Source organism: Arthrobacter sp. C9C5 (assembly GCF_013359735.1).
Classification (GTDB): Bacteria; Actinomycetota; Actinomycetes; order Actinomycetales; family Micrococcaceae; genus Arthrobacter.
In genome coordinates this window covers 77,760-95,249 of the sequence record NZ_JABFMX010000017.1, presented here as the reverse complement: position 1 = coordinate 95,249, position 17,490 = coordinate 77,760, and the positions used below count along the sequence as shown (strand labels likewise).

General features: G+C 68.2%; 19 protein-coding genes and 1 pseudogene. 10 read left to right on the top strand and 10 right to left on the bottom strand.

What is annotated here, in order from left to right; translation table 11 throughout:
- Positions 1-436 precede the first annotated feature (436 nt).
- The 3 genes and pseudogenes from HNO80_RS13975 to HNO80_RS18225 all read right to left on the bottom strand — a co-directional run.
- A complete protein-coding gene (locus tag HNO80_RS13975) occupies positions 437-1,600 on the bottom strand; it encodes a TerC family protein (RefSeq protein ID WP_175323453.1) in 1,164 nt (387 codons plus the stop codon).
- Positions 1,601-1,818: 218 nt separating this feature from the next.
- Positions 1,819-2,634: a hypothetical protein gene (locus HNO80_RS13970; protein WP_249777347.1), complete on the bottom strand. Its 816-nt coding sequence runs from the start codon at positions 2,632-2,634 to the stop codon at positions 1,819-1,821.
- Positions 2,635-2,694: 60 nt separating this feature from the next.
- Positions 2,695-2,811 (bottom strand): annotated as a pseudogene (locus HNO80_RS18225) (IS1096 element passenger TnpR family protein); the annotation flags it as partial.
- Between the two features lie 50 nt (positions 2,812-2,861).
- On the opposite strand from HNO80_RS18225, the gene HNO80_RS13960 reads away from it, so the two are divergent.
- The 3 genes from HNO80_RS13960 (at position 2,862) to HNO80_RS13950 (ending at position 4,613) form a co-directional block, all read left to right on the top strand.
- The gene (locus HNO80_RS13960; RefSeq protein ID WP_175323451.1) at positions 2,862-3,128 is read left to right on the top strand and encodes a type II toxin-antitoxin system Phd/YefM family antitoxin; all 267 of its coding nucleotides are present in this window, start codon (positions 2,862-2,864) and stop codon (positions 3,126-3,128) included.
- The gene (locus HNO80_RS13955) at positions 3,125-3,523 is read left to right on the top strand and encodes a type II toxin-antitoxin system VapC family toxin (RefSeq protein ID WP_175323450.1); all 399 of its coding nucleotides are present in this window, start codon (positions 3,125-3,127) and stop codon (positions 3,521-3,523) included. Before HNO80_RS13960 ends, HNO80_RS13955 begins: the two co-directional genes overlap by 4 nt.
- Before the next feature lie 196 nt (positions 3,524-3,719).
- A complete protein-coding gene (locus HNO80_RS13950) occupies positions 3,720-4,613 on the top strand; it encodes an SDR family oxidoreductase (RefSeq protein WP_175323449.1) in 894 nt (297 codons plus the stop codon).
- A gap of 126 nt (positions 4,614-4,739) precedes the next feature.
- Here the strand turns inward: HNO80_RS13950 and HNO80_RS13945 are convergent, their stop codons facing one another.
- Positions 4,740-6,359 carry an alkaline phosphatase D family protein gene (locus tag HNO80_RS13945; protein WP_175323448.1) on the bottom strand — a complete coding sequence of 540 codons (1,620 nt, stop codon included), beginning with the start codon at positions 6,357-6,359 and terminating at the stop codon, positions 4,740-4,742.
- Between the two features lie 85 nt (positions 6,360-6,444).
- Positions 6,445-6,639, bottom strand: coding sequence for a hypothetical protein (locus HNO80_RS13940; protein ID WP_175323447.1), 195 nt, complete (start codon positions 6,637-6,639; stop codon positions 6,445-6,447).
- Between the two features lie 98 nt (positions 6,640-6,737).
- Between HNO80_RS13940 and HNO80_RS13935 the strand changes: the two genes are divergently transcribed.
- Complete coding sequence (locus HNO80_RS13935) at positions 6,738-8,567, top strand: BTAD domain-containing putative transcriptional regulator (protein ID WP_175323446.1); 1,830 nt, start codon at positions 6,738-6,740, stop codon at positions 8,565-8,567.
- Positions 8,568-8,617: 50 nt separating this feature from the next.
- On the opposite strand, the gene HNO80_RS13930 is transcribed toward HNO80_RS13935, so the two are convergent.
- The 3 genes from HNO80_RS13930 to HNO80_RS13920 all read right to left on the bottom strand — a co-directional run bounded on the left by HNO80_RS13930 (position 8,618) and on the right by HNO80_RS13920 (position 10,943).
- Complete coding sequence (locus HNO80_RS13930; RefSeq protein ID WP_175323445.1) at positions 8,618-9,082, bottom strand: hypothetical protein; 465 nt, start codon at positions 9,080-9,082, stop codon at positions 8,618-8,620.
- Positions 9,083-9,298: 216 nt separating this feature from the next.
- Positions 9,299-9,502 (bottom strand): cold-shock protein, encoded by a 204-nt coding sequence (locus HNO80_RS13925; protein ID WP_011690916.1) that lies wholly within the window; start codon positions 9,500-9,502, stop codon positions 9,299-9,301.
- A 223-nt stretch (positions 9,503-9,725) separates the two neighbouring features.
- Positions 9,726-10,943 (bottom strand): acyltransferase family protein, encoded by a 1,218-nt coding sequence (locus HNO80_RS13920; protein WP_175323444.1) that lies wholly within the window; start codon positions 10,941-10,943, stop codon positions 9,726-9,728.
- A 156-nt stretch (positions 10,944-11,099) separates the two neighbouring features.
- On the opposite strand from HNO80_RS13920, the gene HNO80_RS13915 reads away from it, so the two are divergent.
- A complete protein-coding gene (locus HNO80_RS13915; RefSeq protein ID WP_175323443.1) occupies positions 11,100-11,402 on the top strand; it encodes a YciI-like protein in 303 nt (100 codons plus the stop codon).
- A gap of 68 nt (positions 11,403-11,470) precedes the next feature.
- Here HNO80_RS13915 and HNO80_RS13910 read toward each other — a convergent pair whose 3' ends face one another.
- On the bottom strand, positions 11,471-12,967 hold the full coding sequence (locus HNO80_RS13910) for an AAA-type ATPase lid domain-containing protein (protein WP_175323442.1): 1,497 nt from the start codon (positions 12,965-12,967) through the stop codon (positions 11,471-11,473).
- Positions 12,968-13,129: 162 nt separating this feature from the next.
- Here HNO80_RS13910 and HNO80_RS13905 point away from each other — a divergent pair, with 162 nt between their 5' ends.
- The 4 genes from HNO80_RS13905 to HNO80_RS13890 are packed head-to-tail and all read left to right on the top strand — an operon-like array spanning position 13,130 to position 16,388.
- Positions 13,130-14,176 (top strand): amidohydrolase family protein, encoded by a 1,047-nt coding sequence (locus tag HNO80_RS13905; protein WP_175323441.1) that lies wholly within the window; start codon positions 13,130-13,132, stop codon positions 14,174-14,176.
- The gene (locus HNO80_RS13900; RefSeq protein ID WP_175323440.1) at positions 14,173-14,985 is read left to right on the top strand and encodes an iron-sulfur cluster assembly protein; all 813 of its coding nucleotides are present in this window, start codon (positions 14,173-14,175) and stop codon (positions 14,983-14,985) included. Before HNO80_RS13905 ends, HNO80_RS13900 begins: the two co-directional genes overlap by 4 nt.
- Complete coding sequence (locus HNO80_RS13895; protein ID WP_217500935.1) at positions 14,982-16,016, top strand: NAD(P)-dependent alcohol dehydrogenase; 1,035 nt, start codon at positions 14,982-14,984, stop codon at positions 16,014-16,016. Before HNO80_RS13900 ends, HNO80_RS13895 begins: the two co-directional genes overlap by 4 nt.
- A gap of 54 nt (positions 16,017-16,070) precedes the next feature.
- Positions 16,071-16,388 (top strand): putative quinol monooxygenase, encoded by a 318-nt coding sequence (locus tag HNO80_RS13890; RefSeq protein WP_175323439.1) that lies wholly within the window; start codon positions 16,071-16,073, stop codon positions 16,386-16,388.
- A gap of 71 nt (positions 16,389-16,459) precedes the next feature.
- On the opposite strand, the gene HNO80_RS13885 is transcribed toward HNO80_RS13890, so the two are convergent.
- A complete protein-coding gene (locus HNO80_RS13885) occupies positions 16,460-16,960 on the bottom strand; it encodes an SRPBCC family protein (RefSeq protein WP_175323438.1) in 501 nt (166 codons plus the stop codon).
- A 140-nt stretch (positions 16,961-17,100) separates the two neighbouring features.
- Here HNO80_RS13885 and HNO80_RS13880 point away from each other — a divergent pair, with 140 nt between their 5' ends.
- Positions 17,101-17,490 carry a TfoX/Sxy family protein gene (locus tag HNO80_RS13880; protein WP_175323437.1) on the top strand — a complete coding sequence of 130 codons (390 nt, stop codon included), beginning with the start codon at positions 17,101-17,103 and terminating at the stop codon, positions 17,488-17,490.

Below are 17,490 nucleotides of genomic sequence, written 5' to 3'. Positions count from 1 at the left end.
CCACCCAAACCCAACGGTCCAGGATCGCTCCGGAGCAACTTTTCAAACTTACCCGAATCCGTGAAGCTTTGCAAACCGGCGTTTCCGCGATTTCCAATTCCACGAAGAGGGTCCCCGCCCTTATAAAGCGCGCTAAATTCCGCGCCATTTTTCAGGCCGTTTATCAGGGGGTCGGTCGCTATCTTTCCGCTTCAGCGGCGGCGACTCGAACTACTTTACACACGAACCGGACCCGGAACAAATCGGACCCCAAAGGCGCCTCCCGGCGTCATAATCCCCGGAATTGCGCGGCTTTTGCCGCCGCGGCGGGTTCAAAGCGCCCAGTCGTTCGACGTTGGACCTCTATGGAGTGGGTCACAGTCGGAGCGCCAGGTCCGCCGCGGCGGAGGGGGGACCCAATCCGATCAGTCGGTTGCACGCCGCCGTTCACCCGTCCTCACTCTCTGCGGTCGCGTGCGGGCGCACGCGGGCCGGCGTCGGGTTCCGCCGCATGCGGGTTGCCGTCGCGCTCCGCGCCGGCGCGCTCCCCTGGGCCGGGCTCCCCCGCGTCCCGGCCCAGCGCCGACGTTGCCGACCTTGCCTTCTCATCCGAAGGGCCCCGCCGCCACAGTGGTTCCAGCTCCGCCATTTCCGCAGCCGTGGCCGTCCCGAACGGGGCGTGCGCCGGCCCCGCGGGAGCCCTGCGCTCCTGGCCCCGGGTGACCCAAAGGCTCGCGCCGATGGACACGCCGAGGATCGTGGCGATGACACCCAGGGACAGCGGGGTGGGGATGTAGTAGATATCGATCTTGAGCAGCATCTTGATGCCAACCCAGACCAGCACGAGGGCCAGGCCGATCTTGAGGTAGATGAACCGGTGGATCAGGTCGGCGAGCAGGAAGTACATGGCGCGGAGGCCAAGGATCGCGAACGCGTTGGCGGTGAAGACCAGGAACACCTCGTCGGTGACGGCGAAGATCGCGGGGATCGAATCGACGGCAAAGATGATGTCCGTAACCTCGACCAGGGCCAGGACGGCCAGCAGCGGGGTGGCCAGCACCAGGCCGTTCTTGCGGACCAGGAATTTCTGCCCGTGAAAATTGTCGGTCATGGGAACGTACCGGCGGAAGAGCTTCAGCGCCCGCGACTTCTCGGGCTCCGGGTGGTCGTTGCGCTGGCGGATCATCCGGTAGCCGGTGAAGAGCAGGAACGCCGCGAAGAGGTAGAGCACCCACCCGGCGCTGGCAATAATGGCGGAGCCAGCGGCGATGAAGATGCCGCGGAACACCAGGGCGCCCAGCACGCCGAGGAACAGCACCCGGTGCTGGTACTCGCGGGGCACGGCGAAATACGTGAAGATGATCGCCCAGATGAAGACGTTGTCCACCGCCAGGGATTTCTCGATCAGGTAGCCGGCGAAGTACTGCTGGCCAAATTCGGCGCCGTACAGCTGCCACACCAGGACGCCGAAGCCGACGCCGAACGCGACCCAGACGGCGGACCACAACGCCGCTTCACGGACGCCGATCACGTGCGCTTTGCGGTGGGCGAACAGGTCCACCGCCAGCATCAGGACGATCACGCCAAGGACGGCCAACCAGGCCCACAAAGGAACATTCATCGAAGAGCACCCGCTTCCAGTCAGTCAACACCAACTGGAGGTCTCTCCCGGCCCCAACGGACCTGCCCGCCGGGCCGCTCAGGGACGGCCGTACTGACGACGGAGCATTTGGGGGATACTCCCCTCCACCTAAAAAGTGAAGCACACTTCGCCTATGCCGACAATGGTTTCGCCGTCCCCCGCCCGGCAGCGTCCCGGCCGACCCCGCCTGGTGCTAACTAACGGTCCCCCAGCAGCGCCTGGACCTGCAGCAGGAACTTCAGGCCGCCGTCGGACGGTTCCCGTTCCAAGAGCCGGAAGCGCTCCCCGGGGACCGTGAGCTGGAGGCAGCCCAGGGACTGCCGCACCGTACGGTCGATGTCCCGTACCCACTCCGCCGGGATCGGGTCGCCGGAACGGGTCACGAAGCCGGAGGCCTCAAGCGCACGGATGATGACCTCGTCGCGGAGGACGTAGGAGGGCTCGGACCCCTGGACGAGCCAGTGCGCCGCCAGCCGGGTCATGAGCTTCACGGCGTCGTGCTGCGGGGCGCCAATGGTCTGCACGAGGTAGTCCCACAGCGTGTCCGGCTCGGCCAGGCCGAGCTTGCCCATCGACCCGAGCAGCAGCCTGCCATTGCGTTTGCGCAGCAGTTTCCACTTCAGCAGGTGCAGCCGGAGGTCGAGCACCTCGGGCGTGTTGACCTCCCGGTTGCCCTTGCCCGTGAATTCGTCGATCCAGCCCAGCTCCTCCAGCGTGCGGCTGACCATGGCCGGCTTCAGGTAGCCGTCCTTCGTCAGTTCCAGCCCCTCCCCCGCGGCGCTTTCCAGGAACCACAGGACCGGCCGCAGCACGGCGTCCCGCTCCGCCGGGGTGACCGGCCGCGGCCACAGCTGGAGGCTGAGACGGCGGAGGCTCCGGTTGACGGCCTCGAGGTCAGAAGCGCCGATGTCGAACCTGGACGTCCCCTCACCGGTGACCTCGTAGAACCACCTGGCGGCGTCCAGTAGTTCAAACAGCACGACGCCGGACGCCGTCCCGCCGCTGTCCTCCACCGCCTCGTCGGGGCCAACGATGATCCGCGGTTTGCCGTGGCGGTCGATGCAGCGGATGCCGGACAGGTGCTGGTCCCGCCAGCCGAAGGCCCGCTGGATGGCTTCGTGGAACTGCGGGACGGTGACGGTTTCCGGGACGAGAAGTCGCCGCCAGATCTCCGGCTCGGTGTCCTGGATGCTCTTCCTGCACCGGCAGCTCTGTTGCTACGATTGCTACGGAGGCTGGCATGACAACAATTCCGCACCGAGAACTCCGCAACCAGAGCAGCAAGATTCTTGAACGCGTGAAAAATGGCGAAACCATAGAGGTGACGAACAACGGGGAAGTCGCCGCTGTGCTCGTACCACCGTCCGCGTCCCCCTTCGAGCGACTGCTGTTGGCAGGACAGATCCGTCAGGCCTCTTCGATCGCCGTTGACTTTCAGTCCCTGCCGCGGGTCGGCTCAACAACGCCGACTGCGGAGATCCTGTCCGACGTGCGCGGGGACCGTTGATCATCTACGTGGACGCTTCGGCGGTCCTCAAACTGGTCGTGGAGGAGACGGAATCTTCGGCGGTCGCGGAGTACCTCTCGGCCGCCGGGGCCCGGGGCGACACGTTTGTAGCCTCCATGCTGCTGTACACGGAGCTTCACTGCGCCGCGCACCGGCGTGGACTTCCCGGCGGGGTAATCAATGCTGTGTTGTCGGGGATTAACCTCGTGGACGTGGCGCGCGCTGACCTGATGTACGCCGCTGCGATGCCCGGCCGGCTGCGTAGCGCCGATGCAATTCATCTGGCAGCTGCGATCCGGCTCCAGGCCGACATCATGATCGCTTACGACGCCGAACTGCTGGCCGCCGCTGTCGACGCAGGGCTCAACGTCCTTTCGCCGGGCGCGCGGGGCTGAGCAAATAAGGGAAGCCGGTTGGCGACAACGTGGGCAGGTTTGGTTCGCCGTCCCCCGCCCCCGTTGCATCCGCTCCCCAGATCTGACTAGGGTAATTACTAAGCATGCTTAGCGTGTTGTGGGATCCACCCGCCGTCGATGCCTGGGTCTTCGAGCAGAAGCAACCAGGCGGAACGCAACTTTCCGGAGGAGAACTATGACTGACCAGTACACGTTCAGGAACCCCGTTACGGCGTACGAGCAGATCGAGCCGCCCGAGCAGAGCCAGCCGGAACCCGGGCTGGACGCCAAGCTGACGCCCAAGGCGGACCTGGGCGAGGACAGCTACCGCGGCACCGGCCGGCTGGAGGGCCGCAAGGCACTCATCACCGGCGCGGACTCCGGCATCGGCGCCGCGACGGCCATCGCCTTCGCCCGCGAGGGCGCCGACGTCGTGATGTCCTACCTGCCGGAGGAGGAAGAGGACGCAACCAGGATCGCGAACCTCATCGAGAAGGCCGGCCGCAAGGCGGTCAAGGTCCCGGGCGACCTCAAGGATTCCGCGGTATGCCGAGACCTCGTTGAGACGGCCGTGCGGGAACTCGGCGGGCTGGACATCCTGGTCAACAACGCCGGCAAGCAGGTGGCGCAGAAGGCGCTGGGCGACATCACCGACGTCGAGTTCGACCACACCTACAAGACCAACGTCTACGCGATGTTCTGGCTCACCAAGGCGGCGCTGCCGCACCTGCCGGCAGGCTCCAGCATCATCAACTCCACCTCCATCCAGGCGTACAAGCCCTCCGAAACTCTGGTGGATTATGCCTCCACCAAGGCTGCGATCAACAACTTCACCAAGGGCCTGGCCCAGCAGCTGGCACCGAAGGGCATCCGGGTGAACGCTGTGGCGCCCGGCCCCATTTGGACCCCGCTGCAGGCCAGCGGCGGCCAGCCCACCGAGGACCTGCCGGAGTTCGGCAAGGAAACCCCGCTGGGCCGCGCCGGCCAGCCCGCCGAACTGGCCCCGGCGTACGTGTTCCTCGCCTCGTCCGAGTCCAGCTACGTGATCGGTGAGACGCTCAACGTGAACGGCGGCATGCCGACGCCGTAAGCGCCTCATCTGCCAACACCAGTGGGCCCCTCCCGGACTTTCCGGGAGGGGCCCACTGGCGTCTTGCGCCGCTTCCCGCGGCGGATAGAGCCCGACGCCGGGCTGCCGCCGCCGCCCGCTCCCCCGCTACCGCTCCGGCTGCAGGGCCTTGCTCCAGAGCACCACACCGTTGGCGTTGCGCAGGCTGACGGTGAAGACGTCGTCGGCACCCAGGTCCACGTGGCCGAAGTACTGGCTCTCGCCGCTGCGCGGGGATTCGTTGGCGTAGGCACCGGCCTTGAAGAACGCCACCTCCGGGCCGAACGTGCCGTCCAGGGCGTTGGGCCCGAAGCTTCCGGCGTTGATGGGCCCGGCGACAAATTCCCAGAACGGGTCGAAGTCGGTGAACGCGGCACGCTCCGGCGAGTAGTGGTGCGCGGCGCAGTAGTGCACGTCGGCCGTCAGCCAGACCACGTTCTTAACCCGGTTGCGCTTGAACGCGGAGAGCACCCCGGCGAGCTCGAGCTCCTTGCCCAAGGGGGCGCCGGCGTCGCGGTTGGAGAGCGATTCCTGGTTGACCGGGCCGTCCGGAACCACCAACCCCAGCGGGAGGTCGTTGGCGATCACCTTCCAGGTGGCCTTTGACTTGCTCACCTCGCGGATCAGCCAGTCGGCCTGCTCCTGGCCGAGGATGTGCGTCAGCTGCGCTTCCTTGCCGTCCGTGTTGGCGTCCTTGTAGGTGCGCATGTCCAGGCAGAAGATGTCCAGCTGCGGGCCGCGGCTGATCTTGCGGTAGATCCGGGCCGGTTCAAAGCCGGTGCCGCCGGCGCTGACGCCGGCGATGGGCTGGTACTCCTGCCAGGCCTGCCGGCCGCGGGCGGCGAGCACGTCCACGCGGCGTTCAGTGTAGCGGCTGTCGGTGAGGATCTGGCCCGGGTACCAGTTGTTGTGCGTCTCGTGGTCGTCCCACTGCGCGATCACCGGGACGTCCGCGTAGAGTGCGCGGACGTTCTTGTCCATCATGTTGTAGCGGTGCCGGCCGCGGTACTCGTTGAGCGTTTCGGCCACCTTGGACACTTCCTCGGTGACGAGGTTGCGCCAGATCTGGCCGTCCGGCTCGGTCACCTGCGCGCTGATCGGACCGTCGGCGTAGATCGTGTCGCCGGAGTGGATGAAGAAGTCCGGCGCTGTAGCGTGCATGGCCGCGTAGCCGCGCATCCCGCCGATCTCCTCATTGATGCCCCAGCCCTGGCCGGCGGTGTCGCCGCTCCAGACGAAGCTCTGGCCGCGGGCGGCGCGGCCGCTGCGCAGCAGCCCGGTCTCCGGCGCGGTGCTGAACGAACCGTGCGCGGTCTCGCCGGCGTTGCCGTCGGCGTCCTCGAAGTGCAGGCTCACCGCGAAGCGGGTCCCGGCGGGCAGGTGTTCGGCGTTGATCCTGGCCGTGAAGTCGGTCGCCTCGCTGGCGGCGCTCCCCCGCAGCTCCCGCCGGAAGGCGCGGCCGCCGCGGAGCGGGGACCCGTCGTCGTCGACGGCCAGCAGGTTCGCCACCAGCCGTCCCGGGCCCGACGCGCGGGACCACAGCACGCCGGAGCCGGTGGTGACATCGCCGGTGGCGATGCCGGAGGGCAGGATCAGGCGGTTGCGGACCAGGGCGACGCCGGAAGGCCGGGCGGCGCTGGCCGCTCCGGCCGTTGCGGGGACGACGGCGGCTGCGCCGGCCGCGGCCAGGGCACCTTTGAGGACATTGCGGCGGGTGAGATCAGTCATGGTGCCATCCTTGACCGCCCGCGTAAACCGGTGGTGGCGGGGGCGTGAACAGCGCCGGGCCAGCGGATGCGCCCGGCGCTGTCGCCTACCGGAACCAGAGGGTGGGCGGGAAGGCCCGGTTCGCCGACGAGTAGGGTTCGCTGGGCAGGTTGCCGGCTTTCCACGGTTCGTCGGACCGGACCTCCGGGGTGTGGCCGTGGCCGTCCCGCAGGATGGCGACGAACGTGCCGGGGATCGCGACCAGGGCGGAACCGGCGAGCAGGACTGCAAGTACTTCCATGGTGATGCACCTCGATGGTGGGTGGGGAGTGATGACTTCAGTGTCGTCAGGCACCGTGTGAGCAGGCGTGTGAGGGCGTTCCGGCGGTAAAATTCGGTATGGCCGACACCTGGATTCGGCTCCTCGGCCCGCCCCGGCTCGAACCCCCTGACCCAGCACCCCCGGACTCTCAGTCTGCGGGCGCGGCTCCGCTGCAGCCCCGCGGCCGCAAGGCGTGGGCGGTGCTGGCCTACCTCGCGCTGAACCCGGCCGGCGTCGGCCGCGCCCGGACCGCCGCCCTGCTCTTTCCCGACGCCGCGGACTCCCTCGGAGCCCTGCGCTGGAACCTGTCCGAGCTGCGCCGGGTGCTCGGCGGGGCGGCGATCGCGGGCGATCCCCTCCGACTGGAACTGCAGCCGGGCTGGCGCTGCGACGTGCTGGAACTGGGCTCCGCTGCGGCCCGGGACGTGGATCCGCGCCGGTTCGAGGGCCAGCTGCTGGAGGGCCTGAATTTTGCCGACAGCCCGGTGTTTGAGTCCTGGCTCGCGGACCAGCGGTACCGGCTGGACAACGCCGTGCAGTCGCTGCTTTACGACGCCGCCTTGGCCTCGCTGGCGGCCGGCGCCCCGTCGGATGCGGCCGCACTCGCGTCCCGGGCGCTGCAGAGGGATCCGTTCAACACCGACTGCACCGCCGTGCTGGTCAAGGCGCTGGTGGCCCTCGGTGACCAGCGCCGCGCCCGCGAGCAGGTCACCAAGTTCGGCGAGCTGTACCGCGCGGAGCTGGGCCTGCCGCTGCCCGAGGAGGTCCGCCGGGCGCTCTCGGAACCGGGGACCGCCGCGGAGGCCGGCACCCCGGCCAACGCGGCCACCGTGCGGTCCTACCTCGACGCCGGTGCCGCCTCGCTCTCGGCCGGCGCGGTGGACCGCGGGCTCGCGCAGCTGCGCCTCGCCGTCGAACTCGCCCAGCGGGCCGGTGAACGGCACCTGCTGGCCGAGTCGCTGGTAACGCTGGCGGGGGCGGTGATCCACCAGGCGGGCGGCCGCGGCGCCGAGGTGGCCGACTTCCTGCACCGCGCGCTGACCGCGGAAGCGCCCGACGGCGGCTCCCGCACCGCCGCTGCCGCCTACCGGGAGCTGGGCTACCTGGCCGTGCAGCGCGGTGTCCCGGACCGCGCCGCCGGCTGGCTCGAGCGGGCGATGCGGGCCGCGAAGGGATTCCCGGACGAGCAGTCCAAGATCCTGGCAATCCAGGGCATGCTCGCCTCGGATACCGCACGGTACGGCGACGCCGTGGCTGCGCTCAGCGAGTCGGTGCGGCTCGCCGGGGAGGCCGGGAACCGCCGTCAGCAGGCGTTCGGCGAGGCGCTGCTGGGCCGGGTGCACCTGATCCGCGGCGAGCTGGGCCGGGCCGGGGAATGTCTCGACCGGGCGCTCGCCGGGGTGGCCGCGGAACACTGGACGGCGTTCGAACCGTTCGTAGCGGGGCTGCGCGGCGAGACGTACCTGGCAGCGGGAAAGCTCGAGCAGGCGGCGGCCCTGATCGACCGGTCCTGGGTGATGGCGGAGCTGGCCGGCGACCACTGCTACATGGCCCTCGCGGCCGGGGCCGAGGCACGGCTGTTCCTTGCGCACGGAGACCTGGCCGCCGCCGAACACTGGGTGGGCCGCGGCCTTGCGCCCAGCCCGTGGTACCTCTGGTATTCGGCCCGGCTGCTGGACGTCGCGGCTGAGGTGGCGCTGGCCGCCGGGTCGCCGCGGGCGTCGGAGTTCGCGGACCGGCTTGGTGCGCTGGCCAGCCGGTCCGGGATGCGGGAGTTCGCGGTGCGGGCCCAGTCCCACCGGGCGGCGCTGGGCGATCCGGACGCGGCGGAGTCCGCGCAGTGGCTGGCGAAGGAGATCGACAACCCGGTGCTGGCCGGGTGGGTGGCGCGGCGGCAGGCCGGGTGAGCCGGCCGACGTCGAGCGCTTGCCTTGGGGACAGCGGTTGCAGGGTGCTCTCACGCGTGTGCGGTGTCCACGAAGGGGACCTGGCCGGCGTATTGCTGGTAGAGCTTGACCGCCTCGTCGACGTCGATGTGGCCGATGTCCAGTGAGACGGCGAGGCTTTCGAGCTGGGCGCTGCAGGTTTCGGCGGCGCTGACCCGGTCCGCAACGGAGCGCGAGGTGGCGAAGTTGGTGGACAGCGCGGCGGCGACGGAAAGGATCACGGCTAGCAGGCACAGCACCCGCCAGACGATGGAGTCCTCACTGAGCGAGAGAAGGCTCGCCGTGGCATGGGTGAATCCCGTTCCGCCCACCGCGGGGCCGGCGGTGAGCGCGGCGGCCAAGCCGCTGCCCACGATGCTGACGTTGGAGAGCCGGTTCCGGCGGGGCCGTTCGCGGGCCAGGTAGGCGCGGACGGCCCGTTGCTTCTCGTCGATCCGGGCGGACAGCTTCTGCCGGGCGTCTGGTGATTCGCTCATGATCTTTGTGCCAGCTTCCCTCGCCGATCCCTGGGGCTCCGCGCAGTGGCGAACGCGGACAGCAACAGGATGCTCCCGCACGTAGGCGGTGTCCAGAGGGGGCTGCACCTCAAGGGCGCGGCGCCGTCGTGGCGGCACACCCGGGTTAAACAAAAGCAGGGCCCGTCCGAAAACGGGCCCTGCTAGAAACCTAACGGTTCCGGGTATCTAAGGAAATTAGATAGCCTGGATGTTGGTGGCCTGAGGACCCTTGGGGCCCTGCTCGGTTTCGAAGGAGACCTTCTGGTTCTCTTCGAGGGAGCGGAAGCCGGAGGAGTTGATCGCGGAGTAGTGCGCGAAAACGTCCTGCGAGGAGTCATCGGGGGAAATGAAGCCGAAGCCCTTTTCAGCGTTAAACCATTTGACGGTACCAGTAGCCATTATTTTTGTCCTTCGTGAAGGTGGAGGAACTGTCCCGACTTTCGGGTCCTCCTGTTTGGGGTGCTCAAAACCGCTGCTTCAGAAGAACACGGGCTTTCGACCGTGCGTACTGCCTGAACTACGAACTGCATAAACACAACAACAGGATCAACTCTACAGGACGAATGGGCGGAGGATTACCACTCGTCATAATCGGCGCCCTTCGGGACGCCCCGCCGCCCGCTCAGGAGACGGATTGCCGCGTCCGGCAGAGGTCCGCGCCCGACGACGTCGTCCCTGCCGTCGGCGCGGTGCTCGGCTCCGCCGGGGTTTGCGCGCGATCGCAACCGCCTAACCGCTCCTCCACCGCACGACCCGCGGCCATGGAGAGCCGCTGGGCGGGCTGCTCCACGAAGCGGTAGAACAGCTCGGCCACTGCGAACGAGGCAACCGCGGAGACGGCGAGCGCCAGCGGAAGCGAGACCGACCGCAGCAAGGTGACGCCGGCAAGGATGATCGGCAGGTGCACCAGGTAGAGGCTGAAGGAGATCCGGCCCAGCCACTGGGCGACGGCGGTGTCTCCGAGCCTCTTCGCGGAGCCGCACAGCAGGAACACCAGAACAAGCAGCGTCGCGCCAACGGTCACGAGCACCTCAACACCGTCGACCGGCTTGGCGGGGCTGAACCATTCCGCGTTGGCCAGGACGAGGCCGGCAGCGGTCACGGGGAGCCAGACGACGCGGGGCCATGACTGGGTCAGCTCACGGATACGATCACGCTCGGCGCCGAGGATCGCGCCGATGGCAAAGATCGGGAGATAGATCAGCCAGTCAATGTGCTGCACCGCGCCCACCGCGGCCAGGGCCACGACGACGCCGAGCTTCAGGTGCCAGAAGCGCCGCCAGCGGAGGGCAAGGAAGACGTACACCGGCAGCAGGAGGGAGAACAAGACTTCCCACCTCAGCGTCCACAGAGGGGTGTTGATGGTACTCGCGCCCAGTAGAAGCAGGCTGTCCTTGGCTACCCGCGCCAGGCTCGGGTCCACCACGTACATGTCCGCCCACGAGCTCTGCAGCGGGGACAACGTGCGGGGAATGATCACAATCAACGCGACGGCCACGGCCAGCGCCGCCCAGGCCGGCAGGTAGAGGCGCAACAACCGCTTGGCGTAGTACGTAGCCCAGCGGGTGGCGGCCCCTTCCCGGGTGAACGGCAGGATCAGGACAAAGCCGGAGAGCACAAAAAAGACGTGGACCGCGGGGGTGCCGTTCCAGAGGAGATGCAGCGGGGAGAACACCGCCCACATCTCTCCCGTGTTGAGCGGTGCGGACCGGTCGTCGAAGACCACATCCCCGATTCCCGGGAGCGTGGAGAGCAAATGGCAGGCGATCACCACCAGGGCGGCGATCCCGCGGAGGCCGTCCAATTGCGTGACTCGTGTTTGACCAGACTGATTCGGCATCAGCCCCATGTTACCAGTTCGTTACATTCGGACGGCGGCTGGACGGTGGGGAGCGTGCCTGCGCTTCTCGATCAGAGGGGGCCGTGTAACGGCCAGGCCCCGAGGGTAGCCTACAAAGACAACCAGCGATATCCGAGATGAAATGGACGGTCACACATGCACGCCGTGCTCGAATACTCTTACGCGGACAACTACCTTCAAACCCGCGCAAAATTCCGCCCCGATCACCTCAAAGCGGCGTGGGAAGCAGTAGAACGGGGCGACCTTTGGCTCGGCGGAGCCGTTGGCGAAGGACCCTTCACCGGGTTGCTGATCTTCACCGGCGAGAACGCCCTCGAGGCGGCCAGGGCATTTGCCGCCGTCGACCCTTACGTCACCGGCGGCGTCGTGACGTCTTGGACCGCCCGCCCCTGGACCACCGTGGTGGGCCACGACGCGGCCACCCCCGTCCGTCCGTAGCTCGGCCGCACCGGCTTCCCGCCGTCGTACGTCCGATCGCGCGGGGAACGGCAGCAGCTCCCGCACGCCTACCTTGGCGGGGTGATTCCCAACCGGGCCATGCGCCGGTAGATCGTGGCCCGGCTGATCCCCAGTTCCGCCGCGGCGGCGGCAACCGTTGTTCCCGGTCGGGACAGGCACCTGGCAATCTCGTCCCTCTCCACCGCCTCAATCCGCGTCAGCCGGGGACCCGGGCGGCCCAACAGCGCAGCCGGCAGGTGCCGCACATCGATGGTTTCCGCGCGCAGGGCCGCGTCCTGGACCACGCCAAAAAGTTCGTCGATGTTGCCCGGCCATCCATACGCCGTCAGCGCGCGTTCGGCGGCAGGCGTGAAATCAACCTCCCGCATCCGCGCCTGGCGGGCGGCATACCGGGCAAGGGGCATCACGTCGGCGCCGCGGTCGCGCAGCGCCGGCACCGGCACCACGCTCTCCACCAAGGCCGCCAGCGGCGCCGGTATGGCCGCGAGCTCCTCCGCCGTCATGGCCCAGGTGACTCCGGCAGCATGGCCGCCCGCCGCCGGGCCGCGAGAATTGACCGCCCGGGCGCTGAGCTCCTGCGCGGCCCACGCCGGGAGACGATCGATGTTTTCCACGATCACCGCGGTATCGGACTTGGACAGCTCCGGGGTCCACAGGGACAGCCAGGCCTCCACATCCTGGGGTGCGGGAACGGCGGCGCTCAAAATGCGGCTCCCGGGGTGGGCCTGGCGGATCGCCTGGCCCAGCAGGGTGGCACGTCCGGCCCCCGGTTCGCCCACGGCGGCCGCCACCTTGCCGCACACCAGCGCCGCTGCGGCGCTCTCCAGGGCCTCGGTCCATGGCCGGGACATGGCGCGCAGCGTCCCGGACCCCGGCTCCAGCCGCCCCCGCTGGACCCGGAAGACCCCGCCACGGGGCCCGTGCTTTGGCTGCCGCCCCCCGGATTTGGCCAGCATCAGGGCGGCGGTGGTGCTCGCCGCGGACTGGGCCAGCGCCAGCAGCAGCCCCGGGGATGACCTGGACCAGGTGGTGATGTTGACGCTGCCCTCGAGCCGTCCGCTGAGGGGATCAAGCACCGGCACGGCCGCGCAGGTGTACGTGCGCAGGCTGGCGCTGTAGTGTTCCTCCGCGCGGACCAGGCTGGGGGTGCGGTCGGCCAGGGCCAGGCCCAGGCCGGTGGTTCCCGCCTCCCGCTCGGAGAAGGCGAAGCCGGGGGCCAAGTGCACCTTGTCCAGCGCCCGGAGCAGGGACGTGTCGCCGCTGAACCGGTTGAGCACGAGTCCGTCGGCGTCCGTGAGCATCAGGCTCAGCGGCTCGTTGGCCAGGGTCTGGTGCAGGCCGGTGAGGACCTCCTGCCCGCACTGGTAGAACAGCGAGTCTCCGTCCACGGACCCGGCCCAGACCGGGTCCACTTCCTCCGCTGAGACGCCGTATTCCTCGCTCCGCTGCCACGAGGCGAGGAGGCGCCGCGAGGCAACCGCAAGCTCACTGCCAGCCCCGCCGCGCTCCGGCCGCGGCGCAGGCACGTTTTGATTCGGCACCATTGCCGCCCTCCTTGTCCTGCCACTTTCGAGAGTACGTGGGCGCGCCCCGGACGGCGACCCCCAACTGTCTCAAAATGAGACACCGGTCACATAGTGAAGGCTGCCGCACCGCCCTAGCCTCGTTGGTATCGCGACTATGGCAGTCGCGGGGAGGAGAAGGACATGTACAGCAAAGACGGCGAGAACTATTTCATCGTCGACGCCCACATCGCCCTGTGGGACGCCCGGCCGGAGAACCAGCGCAACGTTCACGGCAAGCAGTTCATCGATTGCTTCTACGACTACCACCGCAACCTCTCCCCCGAGGAGGAGCTGTGGACCTATGAGGAATACCTGTACCAGGGCGGCGAGCGCCTGATGAAAGACCTCTTCGAGGACGGCTACGTGGACCACGCCGTGTTCCAGCCGGCGTACCTGGGCGAGTTCTACAAGAACGGCTTCGGACAGACGAAGGAAGCCTACGAACTGGCCGCCGCGCACCCGGACAAGCTCACCTACAACCACAGCTTCGATCCGCGCGACGGCGAACGCGGCCTGGACCGGCTGCGCGCGGACCACGAGAAAATGAAGTTCCCCGGCGTCAAGCTCTACACCGCCGAATGGCACGGGGAATCCCGCGGCTACAAGCTCTCCGACCCCTGGGCCTACCGGTACTTCGAGGAGTGCCGCAGGCTGGGCATCAAGAACATCCATGTCCACAAGGGCCCCACCATCCGGCCTCTGGACCGGGACGCGTTCGATGTGTCCGACGTGGACCACGTCGCCTCGGACTTCACGGACCTCAACTTCGTCGTGGAACACGTGGGACTGCCTCGGCTGGAGGATTTCTGCTGGATCGCCACCCAGGAACCCAACGTCTACGGCGGCCTGGCCGTCGCCATGCCGTTCATGCACACCCGGCCGCGGTACTTCGCCCAGATCATCGGCGAGCTTATCTATTGGATCGGCGAGGACCGCATCTTCTTCTCCAGCGACTACGCCCTCTGGACCCCGCGCTGGCTGGTGGAGCGCTTCGTGGACTTCCAGATCCCGGAGGACATGACCGAGTACGCTCCGATCACCATCGACCAGAGGAAGAAGATTCTGGGGCTGAACGCCGCGAAAATGTACAACATCCCGGTACCGGCTGAGCTTCAGTTGCCCGACGCCGGTGAAACGGCCACCGGCCCGCGTCAGCCGGAACGGGCGGACCTGGCGGGCGCGTCATGACGGCGGTGCTGACGGAGCGCACCGTCCGGGACCCGGGGGCGGTGCAGGACGTCCGCCAGGCACTGGCCACCGTGCTGGATCCCGAGCTCGACGAGCCCATCACCGATCTGGGATTCGTCCGGTCCATCGACGTCACCGGCGCTCCGGACCGTGCCGTCGTAACCGTCCACGTGCGCCTGCCCACCTCATTCTGTTCCCCGAACTTCGCCTACCTGATGGCGTCCGACAGCAAGGACGTGATCTCGGCGCTGCCCTGGGTAGGAAAAGTGGTGGTGGAACTTGATGACCACCACGATTCCGCCCTGATTAATGCAGGCCTCGCCGCGGACGCCGGCTACCGGGGCACCTTTGGCCACGAGGCAGAGGACAGCCTGGAGGAGCTGCGGATGATGTTCCGCCGGAAGGCGCACACCGCCGCGATGGAACGCTGCCTGACTGAACTGCTGCGCGCCGACCCCGCGCTCACCGAAGCGAACGTCGGAACGGTGCGGCTGGGTGACCTGCCGGCGGGGCGGACCAAGGACGCTTTAGTACGACGGCGGACGGCGCTGGGGCTGCCCGCGGAACCTGCCGCCGTCGTCCTCGTGGACCACGACGGCCGCCCCTACCCCGCCGAGCACGTGCCGATGGCGCTGCGGCGGGCGCGCTCCACGCGCATCTCCATCGACGGCAACGCCCACTTCTGCCGCGGCCTGCTGCGCACCCGATACGAGGGCTCGGGCGCCGACCAGGCGGACCGGCCCGAAGGGGCCGAGCCGGCCGACCAGCACCGCTTACTTCCGATCACAGTCAAGGAGATCCACCCATGAACACCATGCGAGCCGTCCAGGTGGTCGGCTACCACGAAGGCCTGAAGATGACCGAGGCGCCCATCCCGGAAGCGGCCGGGGCGTGGGATGTGGTGGTCAAAATCGGCGGAGCCGGCGTCTGCCGCACGGACCTGCACATCCTGGAAGGCCAGTGGGCCGAGAAGTCCCAGGTGGAGCTGCCCTACACGATCGGCCACGAGAACGCCGGCTGGGTGCACGCCGTGGGCAGCGCCGTGACCAATGTCAAGGAGGGCGACAAGGTCATCCTGCACCCGCTGATCACCTGCGGCCTGTGCCGGGCGTGCCGCTCCGGGGACGATGTGCACTGCGAGAACAGCAGGTTCCCGGGTATCGACACCCACGGCGGGTACGCCGAATACCTGCTCACCTCCGCCCGTTCCGTGGTGAAGATCGACGATTCGCTGGAGCCCGCGGACGTGGCGGCCCTGGCGGACGCGGGCCTGACGGCGTACCACGCCGCGGCGAAGGCGGCGAAGCGGCTGACGCCGCGGGACAACTGCGTGGTGATCGGCGCCGGGGGCCTTGGCCACATCGGCATCCAGGTGCTGAAGGCCCTCACCCCCAGCCGGATCATCGTGGTGGACCGCAACCCCGCCGCGCTGGAGCTGGCACGTTCGATCGGTGCCGACGAGGGCGTGGTCGCGGACGGCACACAGGTGGAAAAGGTGCGCGCCCTCACCGGCGGCAACGGCGCCGAGGTGCTGATCGACTTCGTGGGCGAGGGCGGTGCGACGTCCGAGGGTATCGCCATGCTGCGGGAGGCGGGCGACTACTTTGTGGTGGGATACGGCGAGGACATCAGCGTGCCCACCATCGACATCATTTCCTCCGAGATCAACATCATCGGCAACCTGGTGGGGTCCTACAACGACCTGCAGGACCTGATGGCCCTGGCCGCGCGCGGCGCGGTCACCCTGCACACCCAGAAGTACGCGCTGGATGATTTCCAGCAGGCCATCAGCGACCTGGACGCCGGCAAGGTCCGCGGCCGCGCGATCCTGGTGCCCTAAGGCCCGCTCTGCCCGGCCCCTGCCCGCAAGAAGCGTTCATGTAAAGGAAGACTGATGATCTTTATTACCGCCAAGTTCCCGGTCAAGCCGGAGCACGCCGACGCGTGGCCCGAGATTTCACGGGAGTTCACTGACAAAACCAACGCCGAGGAAGGCTGCCTGTTCTTCGAATGGGCGCGCTCCCTGGCCGACCCCACCACCTACGTGCTGATTGAGGCGTTCCGCGATGACGAGGCCGGCGGCGCCCACGTGAAGACGGAGCACTTCAAGAAGGCGACGGCCGAACTGCCGGCGTACCTGGCCCGGACCCCGGACATCGTGAACGTGACGGTGGACAGCTGGTCCGAGCTCGGGGAGCTGGCCGTCAAGTAGCCCGGGTGCCCCGGCGGCGGCGCGGGCTGCCGCCGGGGCCGGACGACGGCGTCGGGACGGGAATTCCAGACTTAGGAGCGCACGTCCTCGCTGGCGGCCATGGACTCGGCGATCCGTTTGATCGCGGCGAGCGTCCTCGGAATGCCGTCGAGGGCCTGCTGGGTGCGGTCGGCGATTTGGGCGGCCGCCCCATCGCCGAATTTTTCGCCGAACATGGCTATCCCCTCGGGCAGGAATTCCCACGATTCGCTCAGGACGGTTCCGGCGTCGGACGGGGTAAGGGCGAAGCCCCATCGGACATACTTGCCGCCCACCACCCAGGCGAATTCGCGGCCGCGCTCGGCAGCCACCACCTGCGACCGGGTCTCCCACGTCCGCTGTGGGAGCTCGTTACGGCCGGTGAACCAGGCACCGACGCGGCCGGCGCTATCTTCGTCGTCCCACCAGCACGATGTGCACACCGGGCTCCACTCGCCCGTGCGGGTGACGTCGGAGACTAGATCGTAGAGCGTCTCGGCTGATGCGTTGACCGTGACCGAGTCCTGGTGCTGGCGGATGCTGCTTTGATTCATGGGTCCATCCTTACAGACAGTTCTTTGTTCCGGCCGGCGGACGGTTCCGGGCGTCCCGACGGCGGCCTGTACCGCACCGGGCGGCAGGCATGTCCTGCAGGAAAGTCAGTTCGTGGCCCGCAGCGTCCCGGAGGTACACCATGGAAATGCCCAAAGCGTCCGACGCCGACAAGGAGCACTTCCGCTCGGTGATTCCGGACCACCCCGGGGTGGCCATCAAGCCGATGTTCGGAAACCTCGGGGCGTTCGTGAACGGCAACATGTTTGCCGGCCTGTTCGGTCCCACCATCGGCGTGAAGCTCTCCGCCGCGGACAAGGAGACGCTCGAAAGTACCGAGCGGACCGTTCCCTTCGGGCCGGCCGAACGTCCGATGGGCGGCTACACCGGACTGCCGGAGATCTGGAACGGCGAGGGCGACGGCGATGAGGCGCGCGCAAAGGCCTGGGTGGAGAAGGCGTTCGAGCACGTCGCCAGCCTCCCGCCGAGGACTCCTAAGTCCCCCAAGGCTCCCGAGGTTCCGAAGCCGTAG

Excerpts from the sequence above, each read along its gene's own strand:
- HNO80_RS13975 (WP_175323453.1), bottom strand. The coding sequence starts at position 1,600 with ATGAATGTTCCTTTGTGGGCCTGGTTGGCCGTCCTTGGCGTGATCGTC.
- HNO80_RS13960 (WP_175323451.1), top strand. The coding sequence starts at position 2,862 with ATGACAACAATTCCGCACCGAGAACTCCGCAACCAGAGCAGCAAGATT.
- HNO80_RS13950 (WP_175323449.1), top strand. The coding sequence starts at position 3,720 with ATGACTGACCAGTACACGTTCAGGAACCCCGTTACGGCGTACGAGCAG.
- HNO80_RS13945 (WP_175323448.1), bottom strand. The coding sequence starts at position 6,359 with ATGACTGATCTCACCCGCCGCAATGTCCTCAAAGGTGCCCTGGCCGCG.
- HNO80_RS13940 (WP_175323447.1), bottom strand. The coding sequence starts at position 6,639 with ATGGAAGTACTTGCAGTCCTGCTCGCCGGTTCCGCCCTGGTCGCGATC.
- HNO80_RS13935 (WP_175323446.1), top strand. The coding sequence starts at position 6,738 with ATGGCCGACACCTGGATTCGGCTCCTCGGCCCGCCCCGGCTCGAACCC.
- HNO80_RS13930 (WP_175323445.1), bottom strand. The coding sequence starts at position 9,082 with ATGAGCGAATCACCAGACGCCCGGCAGAAGCTGTCCGCCCGGATCGAC.
- HNO80_RS13925 (WP_011690916.1), bottom strand. The coding sequence starts at position 9,502 with ATGGCTACTGGTACCGTCAAATGGTTTAACGCTGAAAAGGGCTTCGGC.
- HNO80_RS13920 (WP_175323444.1), bottom strand. The coding sequence starts at position 10,943 with ATGCCGAATCAGTCTGGTCAAACACGAGTCACGCAATTGGACGGCCTC.
- HNO80_RS13915 (WP_175323443.1), top strand. The coding sequence starts at position 11,100 with ATGCACGCCGTGCTCGAATACTCTTACGCGGACAACTACCTTCAAACC.
- HNO80_RS13910 (WP_175323442.1), bottom strand. The coding sequence starts at position 12,967 with ATGGTGCCGAATCAAAACGTGCCTGCGCCGCGGCCGGAGCGCGGCGGG.
- HNO80_RS13905 (WP_175323441.1), top strand. The coding sequence starts at position 13,130 with ATGTACAGCAAAGACGGCGAGAACTATTTCATCGTCGACGCCCACATC.
- HNO80_RS13900 (WP_175323440.1), top strand. The coding sequence starts at position 14,173 with ATGACGGCGGTGCTGACGGAGCGCACCGTCCGGGACCCGGGGGCGGTG.
- HNO80_RS13895 (WP_217500935.1), top strand. The coding sequence starts at position 14,982 with ATGAACACCATGCGAGCCGTCCAGGTGGTCGGCTACCACGAAGGCCTG.
- HNO80_RS13890 (WP_175323439.1), top strand. The coding sequence starts at position 16,071 with ATGATCTTTATTACCGCCAAGTTCCCGGTCAAGCCGGAGCACGCCGAC.
- HNO80_RS13885 (WP_175323438.1), bottom strand. The coding sequence starts at position 16,960 with ATGAATCAAAGCAGCATCCGCCAGCACCAGGACTCGGTCACGGTCAAC.
- HNO80_RS13880 (WP_175323437.1), top strand. The coding sequence starts at position 17,101 with ATGGAAATGCCCAAAGCGTCCGACGCCGACAAGGAGCACTTCCGCTCG.